The organism is Ferrimonas futtsuensis DSM 18154, from assembly GCF_000422645.1.
GTDB classification, from domain to species: Bacteria; Pseudomonadota; Gammaproteobacteria; order Enterobacterales; family Shewanellaceae; genus Ferrimonas; species Ferrimonas futtsuensis.
Window position 1 is genome coordinate 59,914 of the sequence record NZ_AUGL01000010.1, and the last position, 26,502, is coordinate 86,415.

At 60.0% G+C, this 26,502-nt stretch carries 24 protein-coding genes and 2 other RNA genes; 12 read left to right on the top strand and 14 right to left on the bottom strand.

All coding sequences use genetic code 11. The features are described 5' to 3' along the window. Positions 1 to 420: 420 nt before the first annotated feature. Positions 421 to 1,251, top strand: coding sequence for a pirin family protein (locus G505_RS0108560; protein ID WP_028109183.1), 831 nt, complete (start codon positions 421 to 423; stop codon positions 1,249 to 1,251). Position 1,252: 1 nt separating this feature from the next. Beyond that, positions 1,253 to 2,224 (top strand): glutathione S-transferase family protein, encoded by a 972-nt coding sequence (locus G505_RS0108565; protein WP_028109184.1) that lies wholly within the window; start codon positions 1,253 to 1,255, stop codon positions 2,222 to 2,224. A 15-nt stretch (positions 2,225 to 2,239) separates the two neighbouring features. Here the strand turns inward: G505_RS0108565 and G505_RS0108570 are convergent, their stop codons facing one another. The 11 genes from G505_RS0108570 to G505_RS0108620 all read right to left on the bottom strand — a co-directional run bounded on the left by G505_RS0108570 (position 2,240) and on the right by G505_RS0108620 (position 15,448). Further along, positions 2,240 to 2,470: a hypothetical protein gene (locus G505_RS0108570; RefSeq protein ID WP_028109185.1), complete on the bottom strand. Its 231-nt coding sequence runs from the start codon at positions 2,468 to 2,470 to the stop codon at positions 2,240 to 2,242. A 55-nt stretch (positions 2,471 to 2,525) separates the two neighbouring features. Continuing rightward, positions 2,526 to 3,305, bottom strand: a complete 780-nt coding sequence (locus G505_RS0108575; RefSeq protein WP_028109186.1) for a nucleoside phosphorylase — start codon at positions 3,303 to 3,305, stop codon at positions 2,526 to 2,528. Between the two features lie 183 nt (positions 3,306 to 3,488). After that, on the bottom strand, positions 3,489 to 4,403 hold the full coding sequence (locus tag G505_RS0108580; RefSeq protein ID WP_028109187.1) for a LysR family transcriptional regulator: 915 nt from the start codon (positions 4,401 to 4,403) through the stop codon (positions 3,489 to 3,491). Between the two features lie 366 nt (positions 4,404 to 4,769). Beyond that, positions 4,770 to 6,389: a Na/Pi cotransporter family protein gene (locus tag G505_RS22420; RefSeq protein ID WP_051216010.1), complete on the bottom strand. Its 1,620-nt coding sequence runs from the start codon at positions 6,387 to 6,389 to the stop codon at positions 4,770 to 4,772. Positions 6,390 to 6,583: 194 nt separating this feature from the next. Beyond that, positions 6,584 to 9,463 carry an aminomethyl-transferring glycine dehydrogenase gene (gene gcvP / locus G505_RS0108590; protein ID WP_028109188.1) on the bottom strand — a complete coding sequence of 960 codons (2,880 nt, stop codon included), beginning with the start codon at positions 9,461 to 9,463 and terminating at the stop codon, positions 6,584 to 6,586. Between the two features lie 95 nt (positions 9,464 to 9,558). After that, on the bottom strand, positions 9,559 to 9,948 hold the full coding sequence (gene gcvH, locus G505_RS0108595; RefSeq protein WP_028109189.1) for a glycine cleavage system protein GcvH: 390 nt from the start codon (positions 9,946 to 9,948) through the stop codon (positions 9,559 to 9,561). A 21-nt stretch (positions 9,949 to 9,969) separates the two neighbouring features. Further along, the gene (gene gcvT, locus G505_RS0108600) at positions 9,970 to 11,064 is read right to left on the bottom strand and encodes a glycine cleavage system aminomethyltransferase GcvT (protein WP_028109190.1); all 1,095 of its coding nucleotides are present in this window, start codon (positions 11,062 to 11,064) and stop codon (positions 9,970 to 9,972) included. Positions 11,065 to 11,159: 95 nt separating this feature from the next. Then, positions 11,160 to 12,356, bottom strand: a complete 1,197-nt coding sequence (locus G505_RS0108605) for an FAD-dependent oxidoreductase (protein ID WP_028109191.1) — start codon at positions 12,354 to 12,356, stop codon at positions 11,160 to 11,162. Further along, positions 12,350 to 13,555 (bottom strand): 2-octaprenyl-6-methoxyphenyl hydroxylase, encoded by a 1,206-nt coding sequence (gene ubiH, locus G505_RS0108610; RefSeq protein WP_028109192.1) that lies wholly within the window; start codon positions 13,553 to 13,555, stop codon positions 12,350 to 12,352. Before ubiH ends, G505_RS0108605 begins: the two co-directional genes overlap by 7 nt. Before the next feature lie 4 nt (positions 13,556 to 13,559). After that, complete coding sequence (pepP, locus tag G505_RS0108615; RefSeq protein ID WP_028109193.1) at positions 13,560 to 14,861, bottom strand: Xaa-Pro aminopeptidase; 1,302 nt, start codon at positions 14,859 to 14,861, stop codon at positions 13,560 to 13,562. A gap of 26 nt (positions 14,862 to 14,887) precedes the next feature. Further along, a complete protein-coding gene (locus G505_RS0108620; protein WP_028109194.1) occupies positions 14,888 to 15,448 on the bottom strand; it encodes a UPF0149 family protein in 561 nt (186 codons plus the stop codon). A gap of 232 nt (positions 15,449 to 15,680) precedes the next feature. On the opposite strand from G505_RS0108620, the gene G505_RS23185 reads away from it, so the two are divergent. The 4 genes from G505_RS23185 to G505_RS0108630 all read left to right on the top strand — a co-directional run bounded on the left by G505_RS23185 (position 15,681) and on the right by G505_RS0108630 (position 17,218). Further along, positions 15,681 to 16,019: a cell division protein ZapA gene (locus tag G505_RS23185; protein ID WP_028109195.1), complete on the top strand. Its 339-nt coding sequence runs from the start codon at positions 15,681 to 15,683 to the stop codon at positions 16,017 to 16,019. 51 nt (positions 16,020 to 16,070) lie between these two features. Further along, positions 16,071 to 16,250, top strand: a non-coding RNA gene (gene ssrS, locus G505_RS22720) — 6S RNA. Positions 16,251 to 16,387: 137 nt separating this feature from the next. Beyond that, positions 16,388 to 16,568: non-coding RNA, 6S RNA (ssrS, locus tag G505_RS22725), on the top strand. 62 nt (positions 16,569 to 16,630) lie between these two features. Beyond that, entirely contained in the window at positions 16,631 to 17,218 is a 588-nt protein-coding gene (locus G505_RS0108630; protein WP_028109196.1) for a 5-formyltetrahydrofolate cyclo-ligase, read from the top strand. Here the strand turns inward: G505_RS0108630 and G505_RS0108635 are convergent. Further along, entirely contained in the window at positions 17,202 to 18,224 is a 1,023-nt protein-coding gene (locus G505_RS0108635) for a hypothetical protein (RefSeq protein ID WP_028109197.1), read from the bottom strand. The two genes, G505_RS0108630 and G505_RS0108635, sit on opposite strands and share 17 nt — an antisense overlap. Then, positions 18,221 to 18,676 carry a hypothetical protein gene (locus tag G505_RS21055; RefSeq protein WP_157509133.1) on the bottom strand — a complete coding sequence of 152 codons (456 nt, stop codon included), beginning with the start codon at positions 18,674 to 18,676 and terminating at the stop codon, positions 18,221 to 18,223. Before G505_RS21055 ends, G505_RS0108635 begins: the two co-directional genes overlap by 4 nt. A 280-nt stretch (positions 18,677 to 18,956) precedes the next feature. On the opposite strand from G505_RS21055, the gene G505_RS0108645 reads away from it, so the two are divergent. The 6 genes from G505_RS0108645 to G505_RS0108670 all read left to right on the top strand — a co-directional run bounded on the left by G505_RS0108645 (position 18,957) and on the right by G505_RS0108670 (position 25,792). Further along, a complete protein-coding gene (locus G505_RS0108645; protein WP_035385226.1) occupies positions 18,957 to 21,635 on the top strand; it encodes a hybrid sensor histidine kinase/response regulator in 2,679 nt (892 codons plus the stop codon). Between the two features lie 130 nt (positions 21,636 to 21,765). After that, positions 21,766 to 22,206, top strand: coding sequence for an Hsp20 family protein (locus G505_RS0108650; protein WP_028109199.1), 441 nt, complete (start codon positions 21,766 to 21,768; stop codon positions 22,204 to 22,206). Positions 22,207 to 22,373: 167 nt separating this feature from the next. Further along, positions 22,374 to 23,030 (top strand): ribose-5-phosphate isomerase RpiA, encoded by a 657-nt coding sequence (gene rpiA / locus G505_RS0108655; RefSeq protein ID WP_028109200.1) that lies wholly within the window; start codon positions 22,374 to 22,376, stop codon positions 23,028 to 23,030. Between the two features lie 93 nt (positions 23,031 to 23,123). Beyond that, entirely contained in the window at positions 23,124 to 23,660 is a 537-nt protein-coding gene (locus tag G505_RS21060) for a glutathione peroxidase (RefSeq protein ID WP_035385227.1), read from the top strand. 104 nt (positions 23,661 to 23,764) lie between these two features. Then, on the top strand, positions 23,765 to 25,201 hold the full coding sequence (locus tag G505_RS0108665) for a coniferyl aldehyde dehydrogenase (RefSeq protein WP_028109201.1): 1,437 nt from the start codon (positions 23,765 to 23,767) through the stop codon (positions 25,199 to 25,201). 9 nt (positions 25,202 to 25,210) lie between these two features. Continuing rightward, on the top strand, positions 25,211 to 25,792 hold the full coding sequence (locus G505_RS0108670; RefSeq protein ID WP_028109202.1) for a TetR/AcrR family transcriptional regulator: 582 nt from the start codon (positions 25,211 to 25,213) through the stop codon (positions 25,790 to 25,792). Here G505_RS0108670 and G505_RS0108675 read toward each other — a convergent pair. Beyond that, complete coding sequence (locus G505_RS0108675) at positions 25,783 to 26,400, bottom strand: DUF2238 domain-containing protein (protein WP_028109203.1); 618 nt, start codon at positions 26,398 to 26,400, stop codon at positions 25,783 to 25,785. The two genes, G505_RS0108670 and G505_RS0108675, sit on opposite strands and share 10 nt — an antisense overlap. Positions 26,401 to 26,502: the final 102 nt, after the last annotated feature.

The window sequence follows — 26,502 nt, forward strand, 5'->3', positions numbered from 1 at the left end:
GGGTTTCACGATTACTCTGACCAAGGGCAACAACACCTCCAGAATCCTCTGACTGACCACTCGGCGATAGAACATATGAAACAGTGAATCTGACACAACGGAGAGTTATGGCAGATTGCGCCGGCAGCAAATGTTAAATTCATTTTCAGCATTTATGGTTTATTTCTGCCACTTACGACTGCACCCCGGCTTTCCTGTCAGCATGGAGGGGGCCTCTCCCTGTTCAGCTTTCGGTTAGGAGTTCGTAAAATTCGAATGAATAGCCCGACAGAGCCGGACTAACTGGCCCAAACTGATACAAATTCGCCAACACAATGGACATCCATTCTGTTTTTTAGAATCTTGTGACCAGATCTTTGCGATAGTTGCGCCATCGGGCTCCTGCTAGGGTTGGATTATCCAAATTCCTAAGGAGCGATCATGAAGATTCTCAATCTCGCCAGAAGCGTTGCCACCCAGGATGGGGACGGCGTCAACATCTCCCGGGTCGCTGACTTCAGCGGTCAGATGCTGGACCCTTTCCTGATGATCGATGAGCTCAAGTCCGATGACGAAGCGGACTATATCGGGGGGTTCCCTCCCCACCCGCACCGGGGCATAGAGACCTTTACCTACATCATCGACGGCGGCTTTGAGCACAGGGACCAGATGGGCAACCGCAAAGTGATTGGCCCAGGCCAGGTACAGTGGATGAGTACCGGGTTTGGTGTGGTGCACTCGGAAATGCCCGTGGCCGGAGCCGGTGGCATGCACGGCTTCCAGATCTGGGTGAACATGCCCGCCAAAGATAAACTGCGCCCCGCCCGTTACCAGGATTCGGTCGCCCAGGGAATTCCAGAGATTGAGGGCAACAGCGGCGCCCTGCTGCGCGCCCTGGCAGGCGAGTGGCAGATGGACGGACAGAGGGCCAGCTCTCCCATTGAGGAGCTGGCAGGACAGGCTGCGGTGGCGGATCTGCGACTCTCCCCAGGAGGCAACACCACGCTGGACCGGAGCCACCATGAGCAGCTGTTTATCTATATTCATAGTGGTCGCATCAATGGCTACGGAGCGGGTCACCTGCTGCTGGCCGATCCCGGCGCCCCACTGGAACTCGGAAGCGAACAGGGAGGCGCAGCCCTGATCTTCTCTGGCAACCGCATCAACGAGGAGGTAGTCCACATGGGCCCCTTCGTGATGAATACCGAAGCCGAGATCCGCCAGGCAGTACAGGACTATCAATCAGGCAAATTTGGCACCTTGGGAGGCTAACATGGGACGACTAGTGGATGGCGTATGGCAGGATGTGTGGTACGAAACCGAGGACACCAAGGGCAAGTTCCAACGGGAGGAAGCCCAGCTGAGAAACTGGATCACCGCCGACGGCTCACCGGGCCCCAGTGGTGAGGGAGGGTTTAAGGCCGAGTCCGGCCGCTACCACCTCTATGTCTCCCTGGCCTGTCCCTGGGCTCACCGCACCCTTGTCTACCGCAAGCTCAAAGGACTGGAGGAGCACATCAGTGTCTCCGTGGTCAGCCCAGACATGCTGGAGCAGGGCTGGACCTTCGACACCAACACAGGCAGCAGTGGCGATCACCTGTTTGGCTTCGACCATATGCATCAGGTTTACACCAGGCACAACCCCAGCTATTCGGGCCGGGTAACTGTGCCGGTGCTGTGGGACAAGCAGCAAAACCGTATCGTCAGCAACGAATCGTCAGAGATCATCCGCATGTTGAATTCGGAGTTTGACGCCATTAGCGGCAACACCCTGGATCTCTACCCGCAAGCGCTGCGGCCGGTCATCGATGAGCTGAACGACTTCATCTATCCCAACATCAACAACGGGGTCTACCGGGCAGGCTTTGCCACCAGCCAGGAAGCCTACCGCGAGGCCTACGCCTCACTGTTTGACGCCCTGGACCAGTTGGACAGCCGATTGGCTGACCACCGTTACCTGGCCGGCGATGCCCTCACAGAAGCGGACTGGCGATTGTTTACCACCCTGGTGCGCTTTGATGCGGTCTATGTAGGGCACTTCAAGTGCAACAAGCAACGGATCGCCGACTACCCCAATCTGTCCTGCTACCTCAGGGAGCTCTATCAACAACCGGGGATTGCCGACACCGTGGACCTGTACCACATCAAACGTCATTACTACTTCAGCCACACCATGATCAACCCCACCCAGGTGGTGCCAGAGGGGCCGCAACTGGATCTCGGCCGCCCCCACGGCCGGGGCTGACCCCACAACTCTGGCTCAAGCCGCCTGGCGGCGAGACGTCCGTCGGGCCTTGGCCATCTGAGCCAGGTTGATGAGTACACAGATGACGTTCATCAAGGTGACCGGATAGGCTTCGATGGCCACCCCATACCCGGCCATGATCAGGCAGCCCAGGGAGTTGAAGGTTCTCAAAAAATAGACATTTGCCGACAGCAGAGAGACGGTGATCAGTGCCGACCCCAAATAGCCAAACAGCTCTGCATTCATGGTCACATCCTCCATCAGAGAGCGGAAAAGCGGGAGCTTGACCTCCCGCCCGTCGTTACAGGGTTAGGCCAGACTGGTGCAGGCGATAGATGGTTTCCAGGGCCACCTGGGTTTCCAGCTCAATCCCCTCTTCCAGTGGGATGTTCCTTTTGCCCCAGAAATTCTCCGCCCGCTTGTGGTTGGCGGCCACAGCGCAGATGGTCGCACCGCGCAAGCCACGGCGATGGCACACGGTAAACAGGGCCGAGGCTTCCATCTCGATGTTCTTCAGACCCAGGTCGATGAGCTTCTGAATCCACTCGGGGCTCTCGCCATAGAAGGAATCATCGGTCGAAGTGATCCCCCAGTGAACCTCGGGCTTGATGTCGGCACAGTACTCCTTGGCCACCTCAATCAGTCCGGCAGTCACCTCCAGATCGGCAATGGCGGGGAAGTTATCGGGCACGTAGAACTTGGAGGTGCCCTCATTTTTCATCGCCCCGGTGGTCACCACCAGATCGCCGATGTTGATCTCGTCCTGCAGGGCGGCGCAACTGCCCAGGCGGATAAACACCTTGGCACCAATGTTGGCCAGCTCCTCGGCGGCGATGGCGGTAGAGGGACAACCCATACCGGTGGAGGTCACCGACACCCGCACCCCTTTGTAGAAGCCGGTGTAGGTCTTGTGCTCACGCTTGTGAGCCACCAGCTTGGCGTCCTCGAGATAGTTGGCGATGATGTCCGTGCGGAAGGGGTCTCCCGGCAGCAGCACATACTCCGCCACCTCCCCCTCCACCATACCGATGTGGTATTGGCGGATCCCCTGAGTACTCTGGTCCTTATTTACAACAGTCATGCCTCACCTCACGCTCACTTAACGCATTATAAATATTGAATAAACCCTTTGAATTTCGGCCGATGCCGACTCTGGGTCCGAAGTCAGACTCATGGTATCCGTGGGAGGGAAGCTCAAACAGATCCAGCGGGAAAAGCTGCTTTTCTGAACCGCTCCGCATTGACTGTTGCAGGCGACGGGGGATCAGTCCGGGGAGGCGTTAAGGTGGGCCCTGACCACCTCTATCACCGCTTTCAGGCGATTGGGCAGGGCGGCACGAGATGGGTAGACGGCGTACACGGGCATCCTCAGGTCGGTTTGCCAGGGCTCAAGCAGATTGACCAACTTGTCTGCCCCCGGCTGGTTCGGCACCAGGTAGTCGGCGATATAGCCAATGCCCATCCCCGCCACCACGGCATCCAATATCGCCTCGGCACTGTCGATGACGAAGTTGCCGCTGACCTCCACCTCCTGGTGTTCACCCTGCCGGCTGAAAGACCAGCGATGATAATCCCGGGTCTTACTCTGGTAGATGATGCAGTTATGCTGCTGAAGATCCCTCGGATGCTGCGGTGCGTCGCGGCTGGCCAGGTAGGTTTCAGACGCCAGCAACAGGAAGCGGATATCACACAGTCTCTGGGCGATGTACCCCGGCGTGATCTCATTGCTGGTGGTAAACCACAGGTCGACGTCATCTTCCAGCATGTCTACCCGGCAATCCCCCAGGGTGACCTCCAGGGCCAGCCCCGGATAGTCCCGCTGCAGACGCTCGGCGATGGACTGGATGTAGCGGGATCCCAACGAGTGAGACATGGCCACGCGCACCTGGCCGCTGACCTGGTCGCGACAATCCATCACCTGATCCGAGGCCTGCTTCATCATGTTCACCACCTGCCGGCAGGACTCGGCGTACATCATCCCCTCCCGGGTCAGGGTCAGATTGCGGGAGTTCACCTTAATCAGCTTAACCCCCAGCCTCTGCTCCAGATCCTTGACCTGTTTGCTGACATGGGAGATGGAGACCTCCAGCCGCTCGGCGGCGCGGGTGAAGCTCCCGACCGATGCCACCGCATCGAAGATGATCATCTGATAGGCGTCGTATTTGATCTGTTTATTCATAGTGAAGCCATCCCCGGAGAAAGCAGGCGAAGTCCATTCTTCTGACGGCATCATACTGGAGATTGGGGCAAAGATGCGGCTTTGTCGCGGATAGAGTTGGGGGGCTCAGACGGCGTTCACAGGCAAAAAAATGACCGGACCCACCGGACGCTGTCGGGATTGGCGGGAACGGCCTTTAAAAACTGATTGGAAAATTCAGCAACCGGCTCCCATCAGGCGCCAAAATTGATGAATTTGCAGAGACGTGGGTTGTCGTGAGTTCACGCCCCTCCCATCCGCCTCTGTGGCAAAGCCCAATTGCGGATAAGGCCAGACATTATGCAGCATTCGGAAATCCCGCAATGTAATCAAATGTAATGACATCAGTTACCTCTGCTCGGGCGGGGGACGCAGTAGCTGCAGGCAACCCACCCACTGCTTCTGCATATCCTGCAGATGCTTGCTCAGATTGGTGAGAACGATGAAGGTCTCCCCCTGGATCGCCTCCTCACGGATCCAGCCATAGATGCGGTCGATAAACTCCAGGTGGTCCTTGCGGGCCTGGCGCTGAAGTTGATGCAAAGCCTCGGTATCAACAACCCGATGGGGCTCTGCCAGCCAGCCAGTTATCTGCTCCAGCCTGGGCTGTTCCAGCTGGGTGCGCTCTCGCTTGAGGCGCATCAGCTCGCGGTCTGCCACCGATGCATGGCGAAGATCTTCTCGTATGTCCTTGACCGCCTTGGTGGCATAGCCCAGGTGACGCAGCAGTTTCAACGCCCTTAGCAAGGCTGGTTTTTCTCGCTCCTGAGCATGAGCCAGAACCTCCAGAATAAAGGCACTCAATTGCCCCTCTCTATCCCTCAGTGCCCGGTACTCCTCCGGGTAACTGGCCCTCGCCGGGGTGTCCTCTGCTCCACCAATCACCGACGGCATGGGCAGTTTCAATACCCGATTGTTCACCAGGAGTGCCAGCTGACAGCATTCGCGCAGGGCCCGGTCGATGGCCAGAGTGGCGATGGGCACCTGATCCGGTGGAATGTCCATCATCAACCTGTCCATGGCGGGTGACGGCGTATGGAACATGCGTTTAAGTAGTCTGGCCAGGCCGCCCATCATGGGGAACACCAGCACCACCCCAATCAGGTTGAACAGACTGTGGAACACCACCAGCCCATACAGGGGATCGGTAAAATTCAACCAGGGATAGAGATGGCCAAATACAGGGGTGATCAGGGGGTAGGCCAGGATAGAGGTCCCCAGATTAAACAATACGTGGGCACCCGCCACCCTTCGCTTGTTGTCACTGCCCTTCAGACCGCCAACCACTATGGTGATGGTGGTGCCCAGATCGGCGCCGATGATGATCGCCGCCGCCGCCGGCAGATCCACCAGGCCGGCGCTGAGCGCGTTGAGGGTAATCAGCATGGAAGCAGAGCTGGACTGGATGATGGCCGTAAACACCAGACCCACCAAAAGATAGGAGAAGTTGCCCAGGTGAGCATAGGCCTCCGGCCTGAACCCCTCCTTCAGGCCAGCAACGCTCTCTTTCATGGTATCCAGGCCAAAGATCAGCAGCCCTATGGCAAAGAGGGTCAGGCCAACGGCCCGGCGACGGCTGTGCTCCTCACCCCAGATGTAGACTAGGCCACCCACCCCCATAAATGGCAACACTATGGGGGACAGCGACAGCTTGAACCCCAGTAGGGTCACCAGCCAACCGGTGACTGTGGTCCCCAGGTTGGCACCAATGATCATGCCGATGGCGTTGGACAGGGGCAGCATGCCGCTGCCCACCAGGGCCAGCACCATCAACCCCACCATGGAGCTGCTCTGCAGGACAGCGGTGGCCATAGTGCCGCTGGCCACAGAGCCGGCATTGGAACCTGTGGCACGAAGAAGTACCCGGCGAAAGGTATCCTCCCCCAGGGTGCCCAGTGCGCCTTCCAGCCGCTGCATGGCATAAAGGAAGATCCCCAGCCCGGCGACAAACTCCAGCCAGTTTCCCATGGCGTCCGGCTCACCCCATTAAGCCCAATTCCCTTTAAGAATAGGCGAGTTAGCTGATTAAGGTCGTCCCTACGCCAGGATTTTCATTGCCAAGTTTCGGCCCGGCAGGATTGGGGAACCGGGCTGACTGTTCAGCCTGGCAAACAAAAAAGCGAGCCCGGAGGCTCGCTGTTCATTTCAGCTATTCGCAGCCCTTACTCCTGATAGGCGTCGATGGGCACACAGGCGCAGAACAGGTTGCGGTCGCCGAACACGTCGTCGATGCGGTTCACCGTGGGCCAGAACTTGCCCTCACGGGTGGCCTGGGTGGGGAAAGCCGCCAGTTCACGGCTGTAGGGGCGCTCGCCGAAGGCCTCGTCCATGATGTCCGCCTGGGTGTGCGGGGCGTTGCGCAGCGGGTTGTTGTCCGCTGGCCACTCACCGGACTGCACCTTGTCGATCTCCTTGCGGATCTTGACCATGGCTTCGACGAAGCGATCCAGCTCCACCTGGGATTCGGACTCGGTGGGCTCCACCATCAGGGTGCCCGCTACCGGGAAGCTCATGGTGGGGGCGTGGAAGCCGTAGTCCATCAGGCGCTTGGCCACATCCATCTCGGTGACGCCACTGGCCTCCTTCAGGGGACGCAGATCGATGATGCACTCGTGGGCCACCCGGTCGTTACGGCCGGTGTAGAGCACCGGATAATGCTCGCCCAGCTTCTTGGCCAGGTAGTTGGCGGAGAGCATGGCCACCTGGGTGGACTCGGCCAGGCCGCGGTCGCCGAGCATGGCGATGTACATCCAGCTGATGGGCAGGATGCTGGCAGAGCCGTACTGGGCGCTGGAGACCGCCCCATTGTGCTGGGACTCGGCACCGGTCTTCACCACGGAGTGACCGGCGACGAAGGGCGCCAGGTGCGCCTTGACGCCGATGGGGCCCATGCCGGGACCACCGCCGCCGTGAGGGATGGCGAAGGTCTTGTGCAGGTTCAGGTGGGACACGTCGGAGCCGATGGAGCCCGGGGTGGTCACCCCAACCTGGGCGTTCATGTTGGCGCCGTCCATGTACACCTGACCGCCGGCCTGGTGGATGATGTCGCAGATCTCACGCACCGTCTCCTCGTACACCCCATGGGTGGAGGGGTAGGTGATCATGCCGCAGCACAGACGATCGGCGTGCTCCTTAGCTTTGGCGCGCAGATCATCCAGATCCACGTTGCCGTTGGCGTCACAGGCGGTCACCACCACCTTGAGGCTGGCCAGCATGGCGGACGCCGGGTTGGTGCCGTGGGCGGAGCTTGGGATCAGGCAGATGTCACGATGGCCTTCACCGATGGACTCCTGGTACTCCTTGATCGCCAGCAGGCCGGCGTACTCGCCGGAGGCGCCGGAGTTGGGCTGCATGCTCATGGCGTCATAGCCGGTCACCTTCACCAGCCAGTCGGCCAGGGTGTCCACCATCTGCCGATAGCCCTGAGCCTGCTCCTGGGGGCAGAAGGGGTGCATATTGGCGAACTCGGGCCAGCTCACCGGCATCATCTCGGCGGTGGCGTTGAGCTTCATGGTGCAGGAACCCAGAGAGATCATCGAGTGGTTCAGGGCCAGATCCTTGCCTTCCAGGCGGCGGATGTAGCGCAGCATCTCGGTTTCGCTGTGGTAGGCGTTGAACACCTCATGCTTGAGGATGGCATCGCTGCGCACCAGGGCGTCGGTCAGAGGACTGGCGCTGGCCGCATCCAGGGCGTCCAGATCCAGCTCGCCCTTGTCGACGATCACCGCAAACAGGGTCTTGAGCGCCTCGGCGGTGGTGGTCTCATCCAGGCTGACCCCCAGACGGTTGCCGCCATCCCGCCGCAGGTTCAGGCGGGCGACCTTGGCCCGGGCCAGTACCGCATCGACATCGCTCACTTCGAAGGTGAGGGTGTCAAACCAGCTGTCGTTGACCAGGGAGATGTCAGCGTCCTTGAGCGCCGCCGCCAGGATGGTGGTCAGGCGGTGGGTGCGCTCGGCGATGCGCTTGAGCCCTTCTGGGCCATGGTAGACGGCGTAGAAGGAGGCCATGTTGGCCAGCAGCACCTGGGCGGTACAGATGTTGGAGTTGGCCTTCTCACGGCGGATGTGCTGCTCACGGGTCTGCATCGCCATCCGCAGGGCGGGTTTGCCACGGGTGTCCTTGGACACACCGATGATGCGACCCGGCATCGAGCGCTTGTAGGCGTCGCGGGTGGCGAAGAAGGCGGCGTGGGGACCACCGTAACCCATGGGCACACCGAAGCGCTGGGCACTGCCCAATACTACATCGGCACCCAGCTCGGCGGGGGCGGTCAGTTTCACCAGGGCCAGCAGGTCGGAGGCGACACAGACAATGCCCTTCTTAGCCTTCACCGCCTCGGCGATGGGAGAGAAATCGGTCACCTGACCGCTGCGATCAGGGTATTGCAGCAACACACCGAAGATGTCGTGATCCGCCGCTTCCTCGGCAGGGCCCACCTGCACCTCGATGTTCAGGTGCTTGGCCCGGGTCACCACCACATCGATGGTCTGAGGGAACAGGTTGTCGGCGATGTAGAACAGGTTGGATTTCTTGTTCTTGGACACCCGCTTGGCCAGGGCCATCGCCTCGGCGGCGGCGGTGCCCTCATCCAGCAGCGAGGCGGACGCCAGATCCAGACCGGTCAGGTCCATGGTCAGTTGCTGGAAGTTGAGGATCGCTTCCAGGCGGCCCTGGGCGATCTCCGGTTGATAGGGGGTGTAGGCGGTGTACCAGCCCGGATTTTCCAGCACGTTGCGCTGAATCACGTGGGGCACATGGGTGTTGTAGTAACCCATGCCGATATAGGAGGTAAACACCTGGTTTTGCTCGGCAAAGCCGCGCAGTGTTCCCAAGGCATCCACTTCGCGCTGTGGATCGCCGATGCCCAGAGGGCCCTGAAGGCGAATCCCCTCCGGCACAATCTGGCCGGTGAGATCCTCCAGAGAGGTCGCGCCGACAAACTCCAGCATCTGCTGACGCTGAGCCAGGGTGGGGCCAATATGACGGGGAAGGAACTCGTCCCGGTTAAACAGTTGGGACAGAGACTGCTGCTCGCTCATTATCCAATAATCCTTGTGATGCCGCGTCCAGGGTACAGGGCGGCTCAGATAAGAAGACAAAAGCCCCTCTGCGGGGGCTTTAATCAGTCGGTATGTTACTCGTCGTCGATGACGGCCTGGTAGCCTTCGCCATCCAGCAGGTTGGCCAGCTCGGCCTCGTCACTGATGCGAATGCGGAACAGCCAACCGTCGCCGAAGGGGTCGCTGTTGACCAGTTCGGGGCTGTCTTCCAGCTCCTCATTGATGGCCACCACCTCACCGGTCAGAGGGGAGTAAACGTCGGACGCCGCCTTGACGGACTCGGCCACGGCGGTGTCGTCGCCGGCGTTCACCTCATCGCCCACATCAGGCAGATCCACGAACACCATGTCACCCAGCAGCTCCTGGGCGTGCTCGGTGATGCCGATGGTGTACTCGTTGTCACCCTCGGGACGGATCCACTCGTGGGAGCTGGTGTACTTCAGTTCGGATGGAATGTTGCTCATTGTTGTTTCCCCATCAATCTCTTAAAAGGCTTGTTTGCCATTACGCACGAAACTGGGCTTGATTACCTTGACGGTGACCCGCTTCTTGCGCATCTCCACTTCTACCTCCCCACCCACACTGCGAGGCACTCTCGCCATGGCGATGGAGTAGCCCAGAGTCGGTGAGAAGCTGCCGGAGGTGATCACCCCCTGCTGTTCCTTGCCGTCGGCATCGGTGAAAAAGACGTTCAATCCGCCACGGAGCACGCCCTTGTCGGTCATCACCAGGCCCACCAGCTTGTCGGTGCCGTCGGCCTTGATCCGGGCCAGAGCCTCACGACCGATGAAGTCGCGTTCCGCCGGTTCCCAGGCCACGGTCCAACCCATGTTGGCCGCCAGAGGGTTGACGCTCTCGTCCATATCCTGGCCATAGAGGTTCATCCCCGCTTCCAGGCGCAGGGTATCACGGGCGCCAAGACCGGCAGGTTTTACCCCGGCTGCCAGCAGCTTATCCCAAAGGTCCGCCGCCTGGCTCTGGGGCACCATAATCTCATAGCCGGCTTCGCCGGTGTAGCCCGTGGTCGCGATAAACAGCTCGCCCGCCTGCACACCGAAGAAGGGCTTCATCCCGGCAACCGCCGCCTGTTGGGCGTCATCCAGTACGGTGGCGGTGCGCGCCACCGCCTGGGGGCCCTGGACGGCGATCATCGCCAGTTCCGGCAGCTCGGTCACAGTTACCTCGAAGCCCTGGGCCTGGGCGCCGATCCACTCCAGATCCTTCTCCCGGGTGGCGGAGTTCACCACCATGCGGTAGTGGTTGTCGCTCAGGTAGTAGGTAATGAGGTCGTCGATGACGCCGCCCTGCTCATTGAGCATGCCGCCATAGAGGGCTTTGCCGGGCTGGGTGAGTTTGGCCACGTCGTTGGCCAGAAGCTTGCGCAGGAAGGGTTGTGCCTGGGCACCGGTGATGTCCACCACGGTCATGTGAGACACATCGAACATGCCCGCATCGGTGCGGACCTGATGATGTTCCTCAACCTGGGAGCCATAGTGGATCGGCATATCCCAGCCATGAAAATCCACCATCTTCGCGTTGGACTCCAGGTGCTTCGCGTAGAGTACGGTTTGATTCGCCATTTGTGTTCCTTGTCTGGCTTTATGCCCTTTTGTGATCAGGGTCTATTTTAGGAGCTGGGCGCATTATACCCAACCCAGCCTGTTTGTATACAAAATCACCTTAGGTTTGAGGCAGCAATGCCTAGTGCCTGAGCGATAAACTTCTGCTTTAAACCGGGCATGCGGTTGACCAGGGCCAGACCTATGTCGCGCACCCCCTTCTTCACAGGATCTTGTCCTGAGAACAACCACTTGAATCCACTCATCGCCGCAATCATCTCCTGGGCCGCCGCCTTGCGCGGACGGGCATAACGCTGCAGCACCTTGAGATCCCCCAGGTCCCAGCCACGGTCGGCGGCCTGCTTGAGGACACTCACCAGCTGCTCGCTGTCCGCCAGCCCCAGGTTCACCCCCTGGCCCGCCAGCGGGTGGATGGTGTGGGCGGCGTCCCCCACCAGGGCCAGCCTAGGCAGGACGAAATCACGGGCGTAGCGCATGGTCAGGGGGATCGCCATCCGGTCGCTGACCACCTCGATCTTGCCCAGGGCCCCTTCGCTGGCCAGGCTGATCTTGCGGCAGAAGGTCTCGGCATCGCACTCGGTCAGCGCCTGGGCCTGCTCCGGCGGCACAGACCAGACGATGGAGCACTGGTTGGCGTCCGGCAGAGGCAGCAGCGCCAGAGGCCCCTGGGGCAGGAACACCTGCCGGGCGACCCCTTCATGGGGACGACTGCTCTGCACCGTGGCCACCAGGCCATGATGACCGTAGTCGCGGAAGGTCAGGGGCACATTCAACTGCTGACGCAGCCAGGAGTTGGCGCCGTCAGCGGCCACCAGCAGCCGGGCGCTGAGCATGGCGCCGTCCGCCAAGGTCAGCCAGGCCTCCTGCTCACCGAACGCCACCGACTGGGGGGCGCCGACGAAGCAACGTATTTTGGGCTCACTCTGGGCCTGTTGCCACAGGGCGTAGGCGATGGAGCGGTTCTCGATGATGTGGCCGAGATCCGGCTGATGGTAATCCCTGGCATCAAACTCAATGACACCGATGCTGTCCTTATCCCAGACCCGCATGCCGGTGTAGGGGGAGACCCGCTCCTTGGGCAGACGGGGCCAGGCACCCAGCTGCCTGAGGTAGAGTTCGCTGGCGCGGTTGATGGCGCTGACCCGCAGGTCCGCCGGGCCGCTGGCCGGGGTGGGCTCTTCACGATCGATGACCGCAACGCTGATGCCGGCCTTGGCCAGCCCGATGGCGGTCGCCATCCCCACCATGCCACCGCCGACGATGGCTACCTGAACCGATTGTGCCGTTACCACCTTTCGCTCCTTCTCTTGGATCCCTGTCCCATGGTGTGGGACACCATCTCCTGCCCCAAAGAGGGGAACAGGTCCATGGCGATAAGCCCCAGGTTGCGACCAACCTGAAGCAGGAAATTGTTATTGGAAAACAGTTTGACCAGGCTGTTGGTCAGTCCGACGGTGCGGTCCACGTCCGGTTTGCGCCCCTGGGCATAATCGTCCAGCAGGGCAAAGCTGCCGGGATCCTCTTCCCGCTCCAAGGCCAGCGCCAACCGGTCCGCCAGGGTCAGGGCATCGCGCATCCCCAGGTTGAACCCCTGCCCGGCAATGGGGTGCAGGGTCTGGGCAGCGTTGCCAATGAGGGCCACCCGGTGATGGATGGGGCGCTCGATGCGCTGCAGCGCCAGGGGGTAGCTGAAGCGCTTGCCCACCCGGGTGACTTCCCCAAGACGATAGCCAAAGGCCCGCTGCAGCGCCTGACGGAAGGGCTCATCCTCCAGGTTCATCAGCGCTTCGGCCTGCTCCTGGTGACGCACCCACACCAGGGAGTAGCGTCCTTCGGTCATCGGCAACAGGGCCAGGGGCCCCTCGTCGGTGAAACGCTCGTAAGCGATGTCGCCGCCCCGGGTCAGCTCCACGTTGGTGATCACCGCCACCTGGCCATAGTCGCTGCGGGTCACCGGCAGCTTCAGCTGTTGCCTGACCAGGGAGGGCCCGCCGTCGGCGGCCACCACCAGCCTGGCGCTGAGCCGGGCACCGGATTCCAGGGTCAGCCGACCCACCTCGGGCCGTTGTTCCAGGGTTGCCAGGGCATCGGGACAGAAGCGCACCACGTCAGTCTGCTCCAAGGCCTGGTGCAACACCGGCCCGACCCTTTCCAGCTCCACTACCTGTCCCAGGGCATCCACACCCTGCTCGGCGGCGGTCATCTTCACCTGACCCCAATGGCCGCGATCACTGACGTGGATGGTGTGGATGGGGGCGGCGTGGGGCGCCAGGGCGCGCCACAAACCCAGGTCACGGTAGCGAGCCACCGAGCCATGGGCCAGGGCGATGGCCCGGCTGTCGAAACCGGGGTGGGCCTCGCTGTGGGGCGCATGGGCCTCAATCAGGGCGATGCGCCAGCGTCGCCCCTGCTGTTGCTGTCCTGCCAGGGCCAGTGCCAGGGTGGCACCAGCCATGCCGCCGCCGACAATGGCGATATCAAACTGCTCCATGGGATTACCCGGCCATCAAGGCCTCAATCTCGTCGATCTCCTTGGGCACATCGCCGGTCAGAACCCGGTGGCCCTCCTCGGTAACCAGCACATCATCCTCCACCCGGATGCCGATACCCCGCCACTTCGGGTCCACCTCGGCGTCGGGGCCGATGTAGAGTCCGGGCTCGATGGTCAGCACCATGCCGGGCGCCAGCGGGCGCGTTCGCTCGACGCTGTGGTAGTCACCCACATCGTGGACATCGATGCCGATCCAGTGACCCAGTCCGTGCATATAGAACGCCTTGTGGGCCTCCTGCTCAATCAGTTCCTCCACCTCGCCCTGAAGCAGTCCCAGCTCCACCAGGCCGGACACCATGATCTTCAGCACCTGATCGTTGGCCTCCTTGATGGAGACTCCGGGCTTGATCATGGCAATGGCGGTCTTCTCCGCTTCCAGCACCAGGGCGTAGATCGCCTTCTGCTCTTCGTTAAAGCGACCATTGACCGGGAAGGTGCGGGTAATGTCGGCGGCATACCCCTCCAGTTCGCAGCCGGCGTCGATCAACACCAGATCACCGTCCTTGAGCAGGGATTCATTCTCTGTGTAATGAAGGATGCAGGCGTTGTCACCGCCACCGACGATGGAGTTGTACGCCATGAAGCGGGCACCGTGCATGGCGCACTCGTGGTTGATCTCCGCCTCCAGCTGGTACTCGTACAGGCCGGGACGACAGGCCTGCATCGCCCGCACATGGGCCTTGGCGCTGATCTCGCCGGCACGGGACATCACCGCCACCTCGGCGTCGCTTTTGTGCAGACGCATCTCATGCAGTTGGACACGCAAATCCAGCTGCTGAGCCGGGGCGCGACGTCCCTGACGGAAGCCGCCTCGCAGGGTGGCCATCAGGGCGGAGACCGCCTCGTCACTGTAGTCCTCCTGACCGGGCAGCCAGGCCAGGGTATCGGCGCCATTGACCAGGTCGGGCAGCAACTCCGCCATCTGCTCCACGCTGAATGCGGCATCCAGTTGCAGTGCCTCGGGAGCGGCATCCACCCCCAGGCGGCGACCATGCCAGATCTCCGCCAGCTTATCGGTGGGCCGGACGAAGATCACCGATTCCGGCACCTGGCCGGGGCGCAACACCAACAGGGCATCGGGCTCGTTGAACCCGGTCAGGTAGAAGAAATCGCTGTTCTGGCGGAAATGGTACTCGGTATCGTTGGAACGGGTGCATTCCCGGGCGGCAAACAGCAGGGCCACACTGCCTTCGGGCAGGCTGGCCATCAGTTGTTGACGCTGTGCCTTGAAATCCTTGATCTCCATTGGGCGCTAATCCTTAGTTATTGTTCTCAGTGCAGGGTTTTGTCGCCGGGCAGGGTGCCGAACTCCAGCAGACACTTCCAGCAGGTGTCCACCACGTGCTCCACCAGGACCCGGAAGCCCTCTTCATTCTCCTGGTTGTCTTCGACGTCGAACTCGACGTTGGTGATCTCGCGCAGGTCGCCGATCATCTCACCCAACTCTCCGCCGACCGTATTAAAGGTGGGCTGCAGACGGGCCAGGCCCAGGAAGAAACTCTGAATCCACTCAATCAGGGCTTCGAGCCGCACCGCCAGGGCTTCATCTTCGTCGGGAAGCAGAGGTTGAAAAGGCACTTCAGGGTCTTCAGACAGGCTCTTATCGATGCAGCGATAGACCTCCTTCATCACCTTCTCCAGCTCATCACCAAACGGCTGGCCCTCATTGGCCAAGGCCAGGAAGCTCTCCTGCCAGCCACGCTTGTCCAGGCGAATGCCGCCGCAGACCAGACCGGTCATCAAGCCGTGGAATTCACTGGGCAACATAGTCAAACCGGCTTTATTCAGGGCCGCATCCAGCTTATTGAGCAGTAAAGGTGAGTTGCATTTCATCTGTTCTATTCCCGCAGTAGAAGTGAGCTCATGCTATCACGGCCACAGGTCGCGCTCCATATCTTCCCTGCGCTGCCGGCCAGGCCGAAGTTTCTCCTGTTCATTCATTGATACAAGGTGTTACAGCCGTATTGAGATCCGGCTAACCATAAGGCATAACAGGGGGCATCACCTTGCAGAATCGGCCCTCGCGGCATATAGTCCGTACCCGGCCAAAACAGCGGAACCCAGAATGAGCTCAAACACCATAGAAATTACGCTTCTCGAACGGGTCTACACCATCGCCTGCCCCCCCGGGGAGGAGGCCACCCTGCAGCAGGTTGCCCACCAGCTGAACCAGCGTTTTCTTGAGCTCAAACAGCGTAACGCCCTGCTCTCCATCGATCAGCTGGCGGTGATGGCCGCCCTCAATCTCACCCATGAACTGATGAGTCTGGAAACCCGCACTCAACGGGAAATGCAGGAAAGATCGAAGAAAATTCAGGCACTTGAAAATTCCATTGAACAGGCTTTGCGCAAACGTGACGTGACGCAGCCAAAATCGGTTGAGTCCGCCTCAGACTCGCAGTAGTCTGGAATTACAGAGCAAGGCACCGAACGGTAAATCGCTCTACAATTACTGAGCTCCCTGTGATGCTTGCCAGCGGGTTATGTCCCTGGCCGATGCTATCAACCAAGGGTTCACTCCCGGCGCTACTGCGCATGCTCGGCAGGTACCGAGAAGCCTACGGCGAAGGCAGTGTTCCCGCCCTGAACCTACGGTTCACGGGCTTACACCCGCAGCGGCATCTGCGGGGAGCACTCTTCTCAACCGAGACTCCCTGGAGTTCGGTGTGGCGGTCACCCCAGGTGACAACCACAAGTGGCGGCAAACCGTTGTCTGCGACCCTGAGTCACAGAGAACCGAACCGTCCCGGGATCCCATCCCGACAAGTTATAAGCTCCCTGTGGTGCTCGTCAGCGGGTTATGTCCCTGGCCGATGCTACTAACCAAGGGTTCACTCTCCGGCGCTACTGCGCATGCTCGGCAAGTACCGAGAAGCCTACGGCGAAGGCAGTGTTCCCGCCCTGAACCTACGGTTCACGGGCTTACACCTGCAGCGACATCTGCGGGGAGTACTCTTCCTCTCTTGCCCCATCTTCTGTACCTTTGGACTTGGATTTTCCCAAGGACCCCGACTTATGCCCCAGGATCGCCAGGCACTTCGCCAACACCTGCGCCAGCAGCGCCGGGCTCTCTCGCCGCAGCAGCAACGTCAGGCCTCTCAGGCGCTGGCCCAGCGTCTCATCGACCAGCCTGAGATGGATCAGGCGGGTACCATAGCGCTCTATCTGGCCAACGACGGCGAGCCCAACCTGATGCCCCTGATTCGGCTGCTTTGGCAGCAGCACAAGCCCCTGGCCTTACCCGTCATGCACCCGAATGACCCCGAGCGGATCCAGTTTCAGCGGTTCGCCCCGGACTCCGCCATGGTGAACAACCGATACGGCATTGCCGAACCCGCCTGGGCGGAGAGTGACACCCTCCCAAGAGAGCAGATTGATCTGATGCTGATGCCCCTGGTGGGTTTCGATGAACAGGGCAACCGCCTGGGCATGGGCGCCGGATACTACGACCGCTACCTGGCGGGAAAGGGCTCCAGGCCTCTGCTGGTGGGCTGTGCCCATGAGTGTCAGCGCCTGGAGGGGCTGGAAAGCGCCCCCTGGGACATCCCGCTGGATGCGGTGGTGACCCCGGAGCGCTGGCTGACGGTCAGAAATTGTAGCTGAGCATCAGGGTCACCAGGCTGGCCTGGCTGGGTTCACCCAACAGCTGTGGCGGCACCAGAAACTGGCCCTCAGAACCGTCCAGCGCATCGGACAGCTGATACTCCAGATTCAATGACAGGTTCGGCAGCAGATCGTAGCGGATTCCCCCCAGATAGCTGACCGACTCTATTCGCTTCCAGTTGCGGGCCACCATCAGGTAGGGACGCCAACGCTCAAGATTCCAAACCAGCCCAAGGTAACCGGCATTCTGCAGTTTGTCGGTCTCATACTCGGCCCACAGCTCCCACTCCTGCCACTCGTAATGGAGCCCCAGGGTAAAGATATCCAGGACGTCGGGAATCTCATTGATGGTGTAGTCCGCATGGAGGTAGGAGGCATTCAAGGTGTAAGAGGGGCCATTCAGCCTGAGACTCAGGCCGGTTTGAATGTCCGTCTCCACTTCCAGCACCAGTGGCCCTACATCCACATCCTCATGGTTATGGCCACCGTAGAAGGGGTGCACGGTCAGCTCCAGCTCCTCGCCAACACTCCTATGGTAAATAAGATCGATGCCATTGAAGGCGGTAATGCCCAGCAGGGTGTCATACAGGTCTACCGGCGGGCGTGCCCATGGATAAGCGTTACCGACGAAGTAGTAGTCCGATGCTAAAAACAGCGGCATCCTCAACCGACCCGCGCGAACCTCCAGGCTCTCTCCCTGCCAGCTAAGGTAGCCCCACTCAAACTGGGGGTTGGAGAAGCTATCCTGGGGACGCTTAACCACCTGAGCCGAGGCGCGCCAGCGCTCGCTGAACCTGGAGTCCAATTGCAGCCCCACCGTGGTATCGCAGTCGTAGCACCACTCGTCATCAATGCGCCGATTAAAGTAGAGGGGCACACTGTTGTCGCTCTTAGTGGCCGATACCGAAGCAAAACCTGACAGGGTTAAGTACTGATCCCACAGCTCAACAGCTGCCTGGGCCCCCCAAGAGGCCAGCGCAGCAACAATCAGAATAACGGCTCTCATCGATCCACTCCCTGTTCGATGTCGAGAATGACCCGGGCCCCCAAGGGCACCTGGTGTCTTGGTACATAGGCAATGCCTCTGGGGTGTTCGGCCAGCCAGCTGAGTACCGCCTCTTCACTGGCCTCAGACAGGCTTTCAGGCGGTTTCCCTTTGCCTGAAAACGCAAGTCGGGCCCAGCGACTGTTGATCTGGGGCACCGATTTGTTGAGGAAGGATCGATAGAACGCCTGCTTCTGGGAACTCCCCTCAGGGAAGTCCAGCAGCTCAACCCGACCGAAGCTGTCGAGCGAACGCAACTTGCCCAGGTAGAGCATCTTGGCTTTGCTCTCGCTGATGGCAGGCATTTCGTCGTTGAGGGTGATCAGCACGAACTCCCCCCTCGCCGGCCAGATGACCAGCAACAGCGGCAGCAACAGTAGCCGATAAGCCCATTTCATCCCTGAATGCATCATTCAAGTCATCCCTGATAAGCAAAATCCATAATCATTGCTAGGCTTTATCAGGTAACAGTATAGGGTGTGTTTATCTGCAATGGTCAAAATTTGGCCTGGAATGGCGACGACTGGTTGTTCTCGGCCCGGCCCGAATCCGCCTGAGTGCCACCTCGTTCTGGCGTAAATACAGGGCATGTTGACGCCTCAATGGCCGGCGTTGGTGTAACAGCACTCACCATAATGTCAGCGCGCCATTTATACGACTCCAATTTTTTTGCTGGTTGAGAAGGGAAGCTCAATGGCTCAACATCTTTCGCTGCGTAGCCGAATCCAACTTCTAGTGGTCATACCACTACTGTTCTGCTCCATCATCTTTGGCCGCTACATGATGGGTCAGTACAACGAGCTCAAGGACCTGCAACAGATCGAACAGCGCTATCAGTTGATCTCTGAGCTGCAGCTGGCCATGGGCGCGGTAGACACGCTGCGTCGCTCCATGGTGATAGAACCTTCCCTCGGTGCCCTGGCCACCCAAATCTCCAATGCGCGTCTGGCTGCCACCCACCTTGATGCCCCAGAGTTTCGCCAACTGTTTGCCACAGACGCCGACGGCTTCGACCTGCATCTGGAAGAGCTCTCCTACCTGATTGGGGAGCTGCCAGACAGCAAAGGGGATACCGATGTTCGTTGGGAATGGCTGTCCCTGGCCGACGACTGGCAGCAAAACAGCCTCAGAATGGTGGAGTCCCTGCCGGTGGAGGTGGAAAGTCGCACCGTCCGGGAAGGGATTCTGGCCTACAACCAGCTGCTGTTCATGCTGGAGTACGCCCGCGAGGAGCTGCTGGTGATCAAAGAAGCGCTCAAATCCGGCTCTCTGAGTGCCTTGGCGCGGCAAAGATTGCAGGAGTTGGCTCTGCTGCAGCAATCGGTGCTGGATAAGTACGTCAGCGTGTATGCCAGCGAATCTCAGATCAACCTGCTGCTGTCCGCCTTCACCAATGACGCCTTCAACCGGGGCAATGAGTTGCGCCAATCCCTGCTGGAGGGGGAGAGTCACTCCCTGACCCCGGCAAGAATCGAGGCGGCCGATACTCGCATGAAGCTGCTGGATCAGGTTCTGGAGGCGGTGCGCAGCGACATTGCCCTCTCCGCCAGCCAGGCCTATCAAACCAGACAAACTCACTTTGCCATCAACCTGGCCATACTGCTGCTGATGTTGGTCATGATGACCGCTCTGGCGCTCAGGCTGGCCCGTCATTTGCGACGGGGGATCAGCGCCATCGGCGACACCATGAAACAGGTTGAGGAGACCCGGAACTATGACCTGCGTATAGAGCTGCCCGGCCAGGACGAACTCAGCCGTCTCGGCCATACCCTGAACCGTCTGGTGCAGGAGCGTGCAGGGTTCGAGGCCAGCCTGATCAACGCCAAGGAGGAAGCGGAGAAGGCCAACCACGCCAAGAGCATCTTTCTGGCCAACATGAGCCATGAGATCCGCACGCCCCTCAATGGCATTCTTGGCATGACCGACATCCTCAGCAGCACTCAGTTGAGCGGCGAACAGCTGGAGTACCTGCACACCATCCAGAGCTCCTCCCGGGCCCTGCAGTCGATCATCAACGATGTCCTGGATCTGTCTAAGATTGAGGCAGGCAGCCTGATGATCTCCCCCATCAAAACCAAGCTCAAGGAGCTGTTCTATGAAGTGGCCAGCGTAGTGGCTCCCAAGGCGATGGAGAAGGGAATCCGCTTCGATGTGGAGTACCCGCCGGAGTTGCCACTGCAGGTGATGATTGACAGCCATCGCCTCCGCCAGATTCTGCTGAACCTGCTCTCCAATGCGGTGAAGTTTACCGCCGACGGTGAAGTGTTACTGGGCTGCCGGGTGCTGCAGCGGGAGGCACAGCCGCCCATACTCTGCATTCGGGTCAAAGATACCGGAATCGGCATCGATGCCGACAAGCAGGAGGAGATCTTCCACCCCTTCAAGCAGGAGGATGGCTCCACCACCCGCCAATTTGGCGGCACCGGCCTGGGACTGAGCATCTGCCGGCAGCTGGCTCACCTGATGGGCGGCCAGATTCGGGTCAGCAGCCTCAAGGGCGAAGGCAGCACCTTCCTGCTGGAACTGCCGATGGAGGAGGTGTCCACCCCCAGAATCGGCACCAATAAGCTGGAGGGCTTGAGGGTGCTGTTGCTGGACAGCCATCACGACTCCGCCCAGCGCTATTGTCAGGAGCTGGTGACCCTGGGCATGGAGGTCAGTTACGTTTCCCAGATCGGTGAGCTGCTTCCCATGCTCCAGAGAGAAAACCGGTTCGACCTGATGATGGCACGCTACTCCAGCCTGCCTGAGGGAGAACGCACCCTGGTGACTCTGCAGCTTGACCATCCCCTGCCGCTGATGCTGCTCAACGACCTCTCCAACAGTGTAACCCTGGATGAGATCACCACGCCGGTTCAGGTGATGCTGGCCCCCATTCGGGGTGAGCGGTTGCAGAGAAATCTGGAGAAGCTGATGGCCTCCGAGCCTGCGGTCACAAGCTCTGCGCAACCGGTCCGCTCAACCCCTTCAGAGAGCTACCGAGCCCGCCTGCTGCTGGTGGAGGACAACAAAACCAATCAGCGAGTGGCCCAGATCATCCTCTCCAAGGCCGGCTTTCATGTCGAGATAGCCAACAACGGCCAGGAGGCCACCGAAATGGTGCTGGCGGGAGAGTACGACCTGATTCTGATGGACTGCATGATGCCGGTGATGGACGGCTTTGAAGCCAGCCGGCAGATTCGCCAGTTGGAGGAGCGTCAGCAACGGCGCCGCACCCCCATCATCGCACTGACTGCCAGTGTGCTGGATGACGATGTCCAGGCCTGTTACGACGCGGGCATGGATTACTACGTGCCAAAACCATATGACAAACAACAACTTATAGGAGCCATCGTACGCCTGGCTCCTACCCTGGATACCGCCAGTGCGTAAAAAAATCCTGCTGGAGGGTTGAAAAGCTCTCCGACGCCTCCATCTCTAACAGTGTCGAAGCATGGGTGCTCAATGGAGGCCCTGACGACAATCTAAAACACTGAATTGTTGCTCAAAAGAGGACACTGTTATGCGTAATTTTGATTTTGCCCCCCTGTACAAATCCGCCATCGGCTTCGAACGTTTCGCCAAGCTGATGGATGAAGCCCAGCGTGCCGAGAATCACAACGGCTACCCTCCGTACAACATCGAGCTGGTGGAAGAGAACCACTACCGCATCACCATGGCCGTGGCCGGCTTTGGTGACAACGAGCTGGATATCGAAGTTGAGGGTGACACCCTGCGCATCGAGGGCACCAAGGCCAAAGGCGATGTAGAACGCCACTACCTGCACCAGGGCATTGCCGAGCGCAACTTCAAGCGCCGCTTCAAGCTGGCCGACCATGTACGGGTCAGTGACGCCCAGTTGGAGAACGGCCTGCTGCATGTGGATCTGGTCCGCGAGATCCCGGAAACGATGAAGCCTCGCAAGATCGCCATCAAGCAGGAAGGGCGTCTGGTCGAAGCCTGATGACCGCTGGCGCCCACTCACGGGCGCCCTGCCGGAGCCGTTTGGCTCCGGCAATGAAAGCCTCTGAATTTCCCTCCCCTTTTTCTCTCCCCCAAATGTGACCTAACGGTTTATCTCCTGGACCCAAGGGAACTATAATTCCCGACAGACTTTTAGGAGATCCTTCGATGACACAAGATGAACTGAAAAAAGCCGCCGGCTGGGCCGCCCTGGAATACGTGGAAGACGGCAGCATTGTGGGTGTGGGCACCGGCTCCACCGTAAACCACTTTATCGATGCTCTGGCCACCAAGAAGAACAATATTGAGGGTGCAGTATCCAGCTCCGAAGCCTCCACCGCCAAGATGAAGGCCCTGGGCATCCCGGTATTCGACCTGAACAGCGTCGACAACCTCTCCGTCTATGTAGATGGTGCCGATGAGATCAATCCCGCCATGGAGATGATCAAAGGCGGTGGCGCTGCCCTGACTCGCGAAAAGATCGTGGCGGCGGTGGCCGACAAGTTTATCTGCATCGCCGATGGCTCCAAGCAGGTGGACATCCTGGGCGACTTCCCCCTGCCCGTAGAGGTGATCCCCATGGCCCGCAGCTACGTGGCCCGCGAAATCGTCAAGCTGGGTGGCAGTCCGGTCTACCGTGAAGGTGTGGTGACCGATAACGGTAACGTCATCCTGGACGTATACGACATGAAGATCACCGAGCCCAAGAAGCTGGAGACTCAGCTGAACGCCATCGTCGGCGTGGTCACCAATGGCCTGTTCGCCGACCGCGGTGCCGACGTGCTGCTGCTCGGCACCAAGGATGGCGTCAAAACCATCAAGTAACAGTGTTTACGGTGGCGGGCCAATAGTGTGATCGGCCCGTCAGCTTCTCACGTAAGGGGTATTGGATACCCCTTTTCAGTCCAAGGAGTGACAATGCGAGCTGTTATCGCACTGCTGGCCCTGTTGGCCACCCCCTCTCTCTACGCCGCCTCCTGCCCAGACTGGCTGGATGTGGACAAACGCCGTTTGCACGACAAGGAGCAGGTCAACCTGTGCCAGCTGACCGCCGGCCGGCCCGCGCTGATCGTCAACACCGCAAGCAACTGTGGCTATACCCCCCAATTCAAGCAGCTGGAGCAGCTGCACAAGACCTACGGTGACCAGCTGGTGATCATCGGCTTCCCCTCCGACGACTTCTTCCAGGAGGAGGATGAGGAAGCCAAGACCGCCGAGGTGTGCTATCGCAACTACGGCGTCAGCTTCACCATGCTGGCCCCCATATCGGTTCGCGGCAGCGACGCCGACCCCATCTTCAAGGCCCTGGCGGATCAGGGAGGGTCACCCAAGTGGAACTTCTACAAGTACCTGGTGGACGGCAACGGCAAGCTGGTGGATTACTGGGCCCCCACCACCAGGCCAGATGATGAAGAGATAGTCTCGGAGATCAATAAGTTGGTTTCTGGAAGCTGAACGGACTATAAACAATTCTCATTAGGCGCCTTGACGGCGCCTATTTTTTTGACCAAGATTAGACCGACCAATCAGTCGGTTTTAGTTTTTGTCCCGGAGGCCCCATGACCGAGCAACCCATTCAGCCCCTGAACAGTGAAAAGCAGGCCATGCTGCTCCACTTTGAGCAGCAGAAGGCGGCATTTCACCAGGAGCCCTACCCCGAGGTCTCCCGCCGCATCGAGGACCTCAACCGCCTCAAGCAGGCGCTGCTGAAGCACAGTGACAACCTCTGCCAGGCCCTGGATCAGGATTATCAGGGGCGCAGCCGGCAGGACACCCTGATCTCCGACATCCTCCCCTGCGTGATGAACATAGGTTACACCAGCAAACGCCTGAGAAAGTGGACCAGGCCTCAGCGGCGTCACGCCGGACTGCTGCTCGCGCCCGCTCAAGTCGAGGTACACTATCAGCCACTGGGCGTGGTGGGCATCGTGGTGCCCTGGAACTTCCCGGTGATGCTCTCCATCGGCCCGCTGATCACCGCCCTGGCGGCCGGCAACCGGGCGATGATCAAACTCTCCGAGTTTACCCCCCTCACCAATGCAGCGCTGATCAGGATGTTGAATGAAGCCTTCACAGAGGATCAGGTGGTCTGCATCGAGGGGGAAGCCGATGTGGCCGCCCAGTTCAGTGCCCTGCCCTTCGACCACCTGCTGTTCACCGGCTCCACCACGGTGGGGCGACACGTGATGCGCGCCGCCGCAGACAACCTGACCCCGGTTACCCTGGAGCTGGGCGGTAAGAGTCCCACCATAGTGGGACCGGACATGGATCCCGACACCGCCGCCGAGCGGATGATCTTCGGCAAGTGCCTCAACGCAGGACAGATCTGCGTGGCACCGGACTATGTGCTGGTGCCCAGAGATAAGCTGACAGCCTTTGCCGAGGCCTACCAGCGCCGGTTTCAACGCCTCTACCCCAAGGGAGTAGACAGCCCGGATTACACCTCAGTCATCAATGAACGCCAGTATCAGAGGCTGACCGCCTGGCTGGAGGATGCCGAAGCCAAAGGCGCCAAGGTGCTGCCCTGTGTTCCTGGCCATCACAGGAGCGATGAAAGCCGCCGGCTGACCACCCACCTGTTGCTGGATACCAGCGACGAGATGACCCTGCGACAGGAAGAGATCTTCGGACCACTGCTGCCGCTGATCCCCTACGACCACATCGATGAAGCACTGGAGTACGTGCGAAGCCGTCCCCGCCCCCTGGCCCTTTACCTGCTCAGTTATGATAAGGTGCTGCAACAACAGGTGATCAGCCAGAGCCACGCCGGTGGCATGTGCATCAACAATGCGCTGTTCCACGTTGCCGCAGACGATGCCCCCTTCGGTGGCGTCGGGCCATCGGGCATGGGCCACTACCACGGCATCGAGGGGTTCAAGACCTTCTCCCATGCCAAGACGGTTTTGCGCCAGGGACGCGTGTTTGCGGGCAAGGTGATGTACCCGCCCTATGGCAAATGGCTGCAGAAGCTGATCTTCAAATTCTTCCTCAAATAAGGAGCGCAGGTGAGCGCCTCGAAACGTCAGCAGATTCTGGATACCGCCCTGGTGCTCTTCGTCGAGCAGGGGCTTGAGGGGGCGGCCACCGCCAAAATTGCCAAGGAGGCCGGTGTCGCTACCGGCACCCTGTTTCACCACTTTGCCAACAAGCAGGAGCTGGTGTCAGCCCTCTATCTGACCATCAAAGGCGAACTGGCGGAGCGGCTGCCGCCGGTCACCGCGGAGACGCCTACCCGGGAGATGGCAAGCAAGATGTGGCAGGCCTCCATGGAGTGGGCCCTGAATCACCCCGACAAGCTGCGTTTCCTGCTGGCCTACTACCAGTCTCCGGTGCTGACTCCCCAGACCCGACGCACCGCCAAGTTTGAAACCCTGGGCTTCGTACTGGAGCTGATCAAGATGGGGCAGGCCCGGGGAGAGCTGGCCAGCTACCCCCATGAGCTGATGATGGAGGTGTGTCACGGCCTGTTTATGGCCAGTGCCGGCCACTTCATCGACCACCCAGACCAGGCGGCGGACCCTCAGCAGCAGCATGCCGCCATGACCATCTTCTGGAATGCCCTGGCCGCCCCAGGCCATCACGCCTGAGTTTTCAGCTCCTTGAGCTGACCATCGTGCACCCGTCCCAGCAGCAGCTGGGACAAGATGGCCCCGATCATGGCCCACATCATGTCGGACTGAGTATCCCAGACATAGCCCTGGGTCCCCAGAAACGCTTCTGCGTCCTGGCCGCTGAGTAACGCCACCCACCACTCGATCAGTTCGTAGAAGGCGGAGAACGCCAGGCAGAAGCAGACCGACAGGAAGAACACCCAGCCACCTGGGCGCACCACCTGGTTACGCAGGAAGATCTCCCGGGCCAAAATGGCAGGAATGAAGCCCTGGGCCAGATGCCCCACCTTGTCATAGTTGTTGCGCTCCCAGTCGAACCATTCGGCCAGGGTATCGAACAGGGGCACCTCGGCGTAGGTGTAGTGTCCCCCCACCATCAGGATGACACAGTGCACCAGCACCAGTTGGTAAGAGAGGGGGGTCAGCGGGTAGCGCTTGAGGGTGGCCAGCAGGATCACCGCGCCGATTAGGGCAGGCAGCACCTCCAGAAACCAGGTAAAGCCATCCTTGGGTTCGATGGCAGACCAGATCAGCACCGGGATAAAAACAGCGGCCCAGGCCAGGCGGGACAGGGTGTTGGACATGGCGTTATCTATCATTCCTATGGTTGTATTGCGGCTAAGTATAACGATCAATTCCACTATTCATACAAAAAGGAATTAGGGTAAGCTGGGCTATTCCCACTC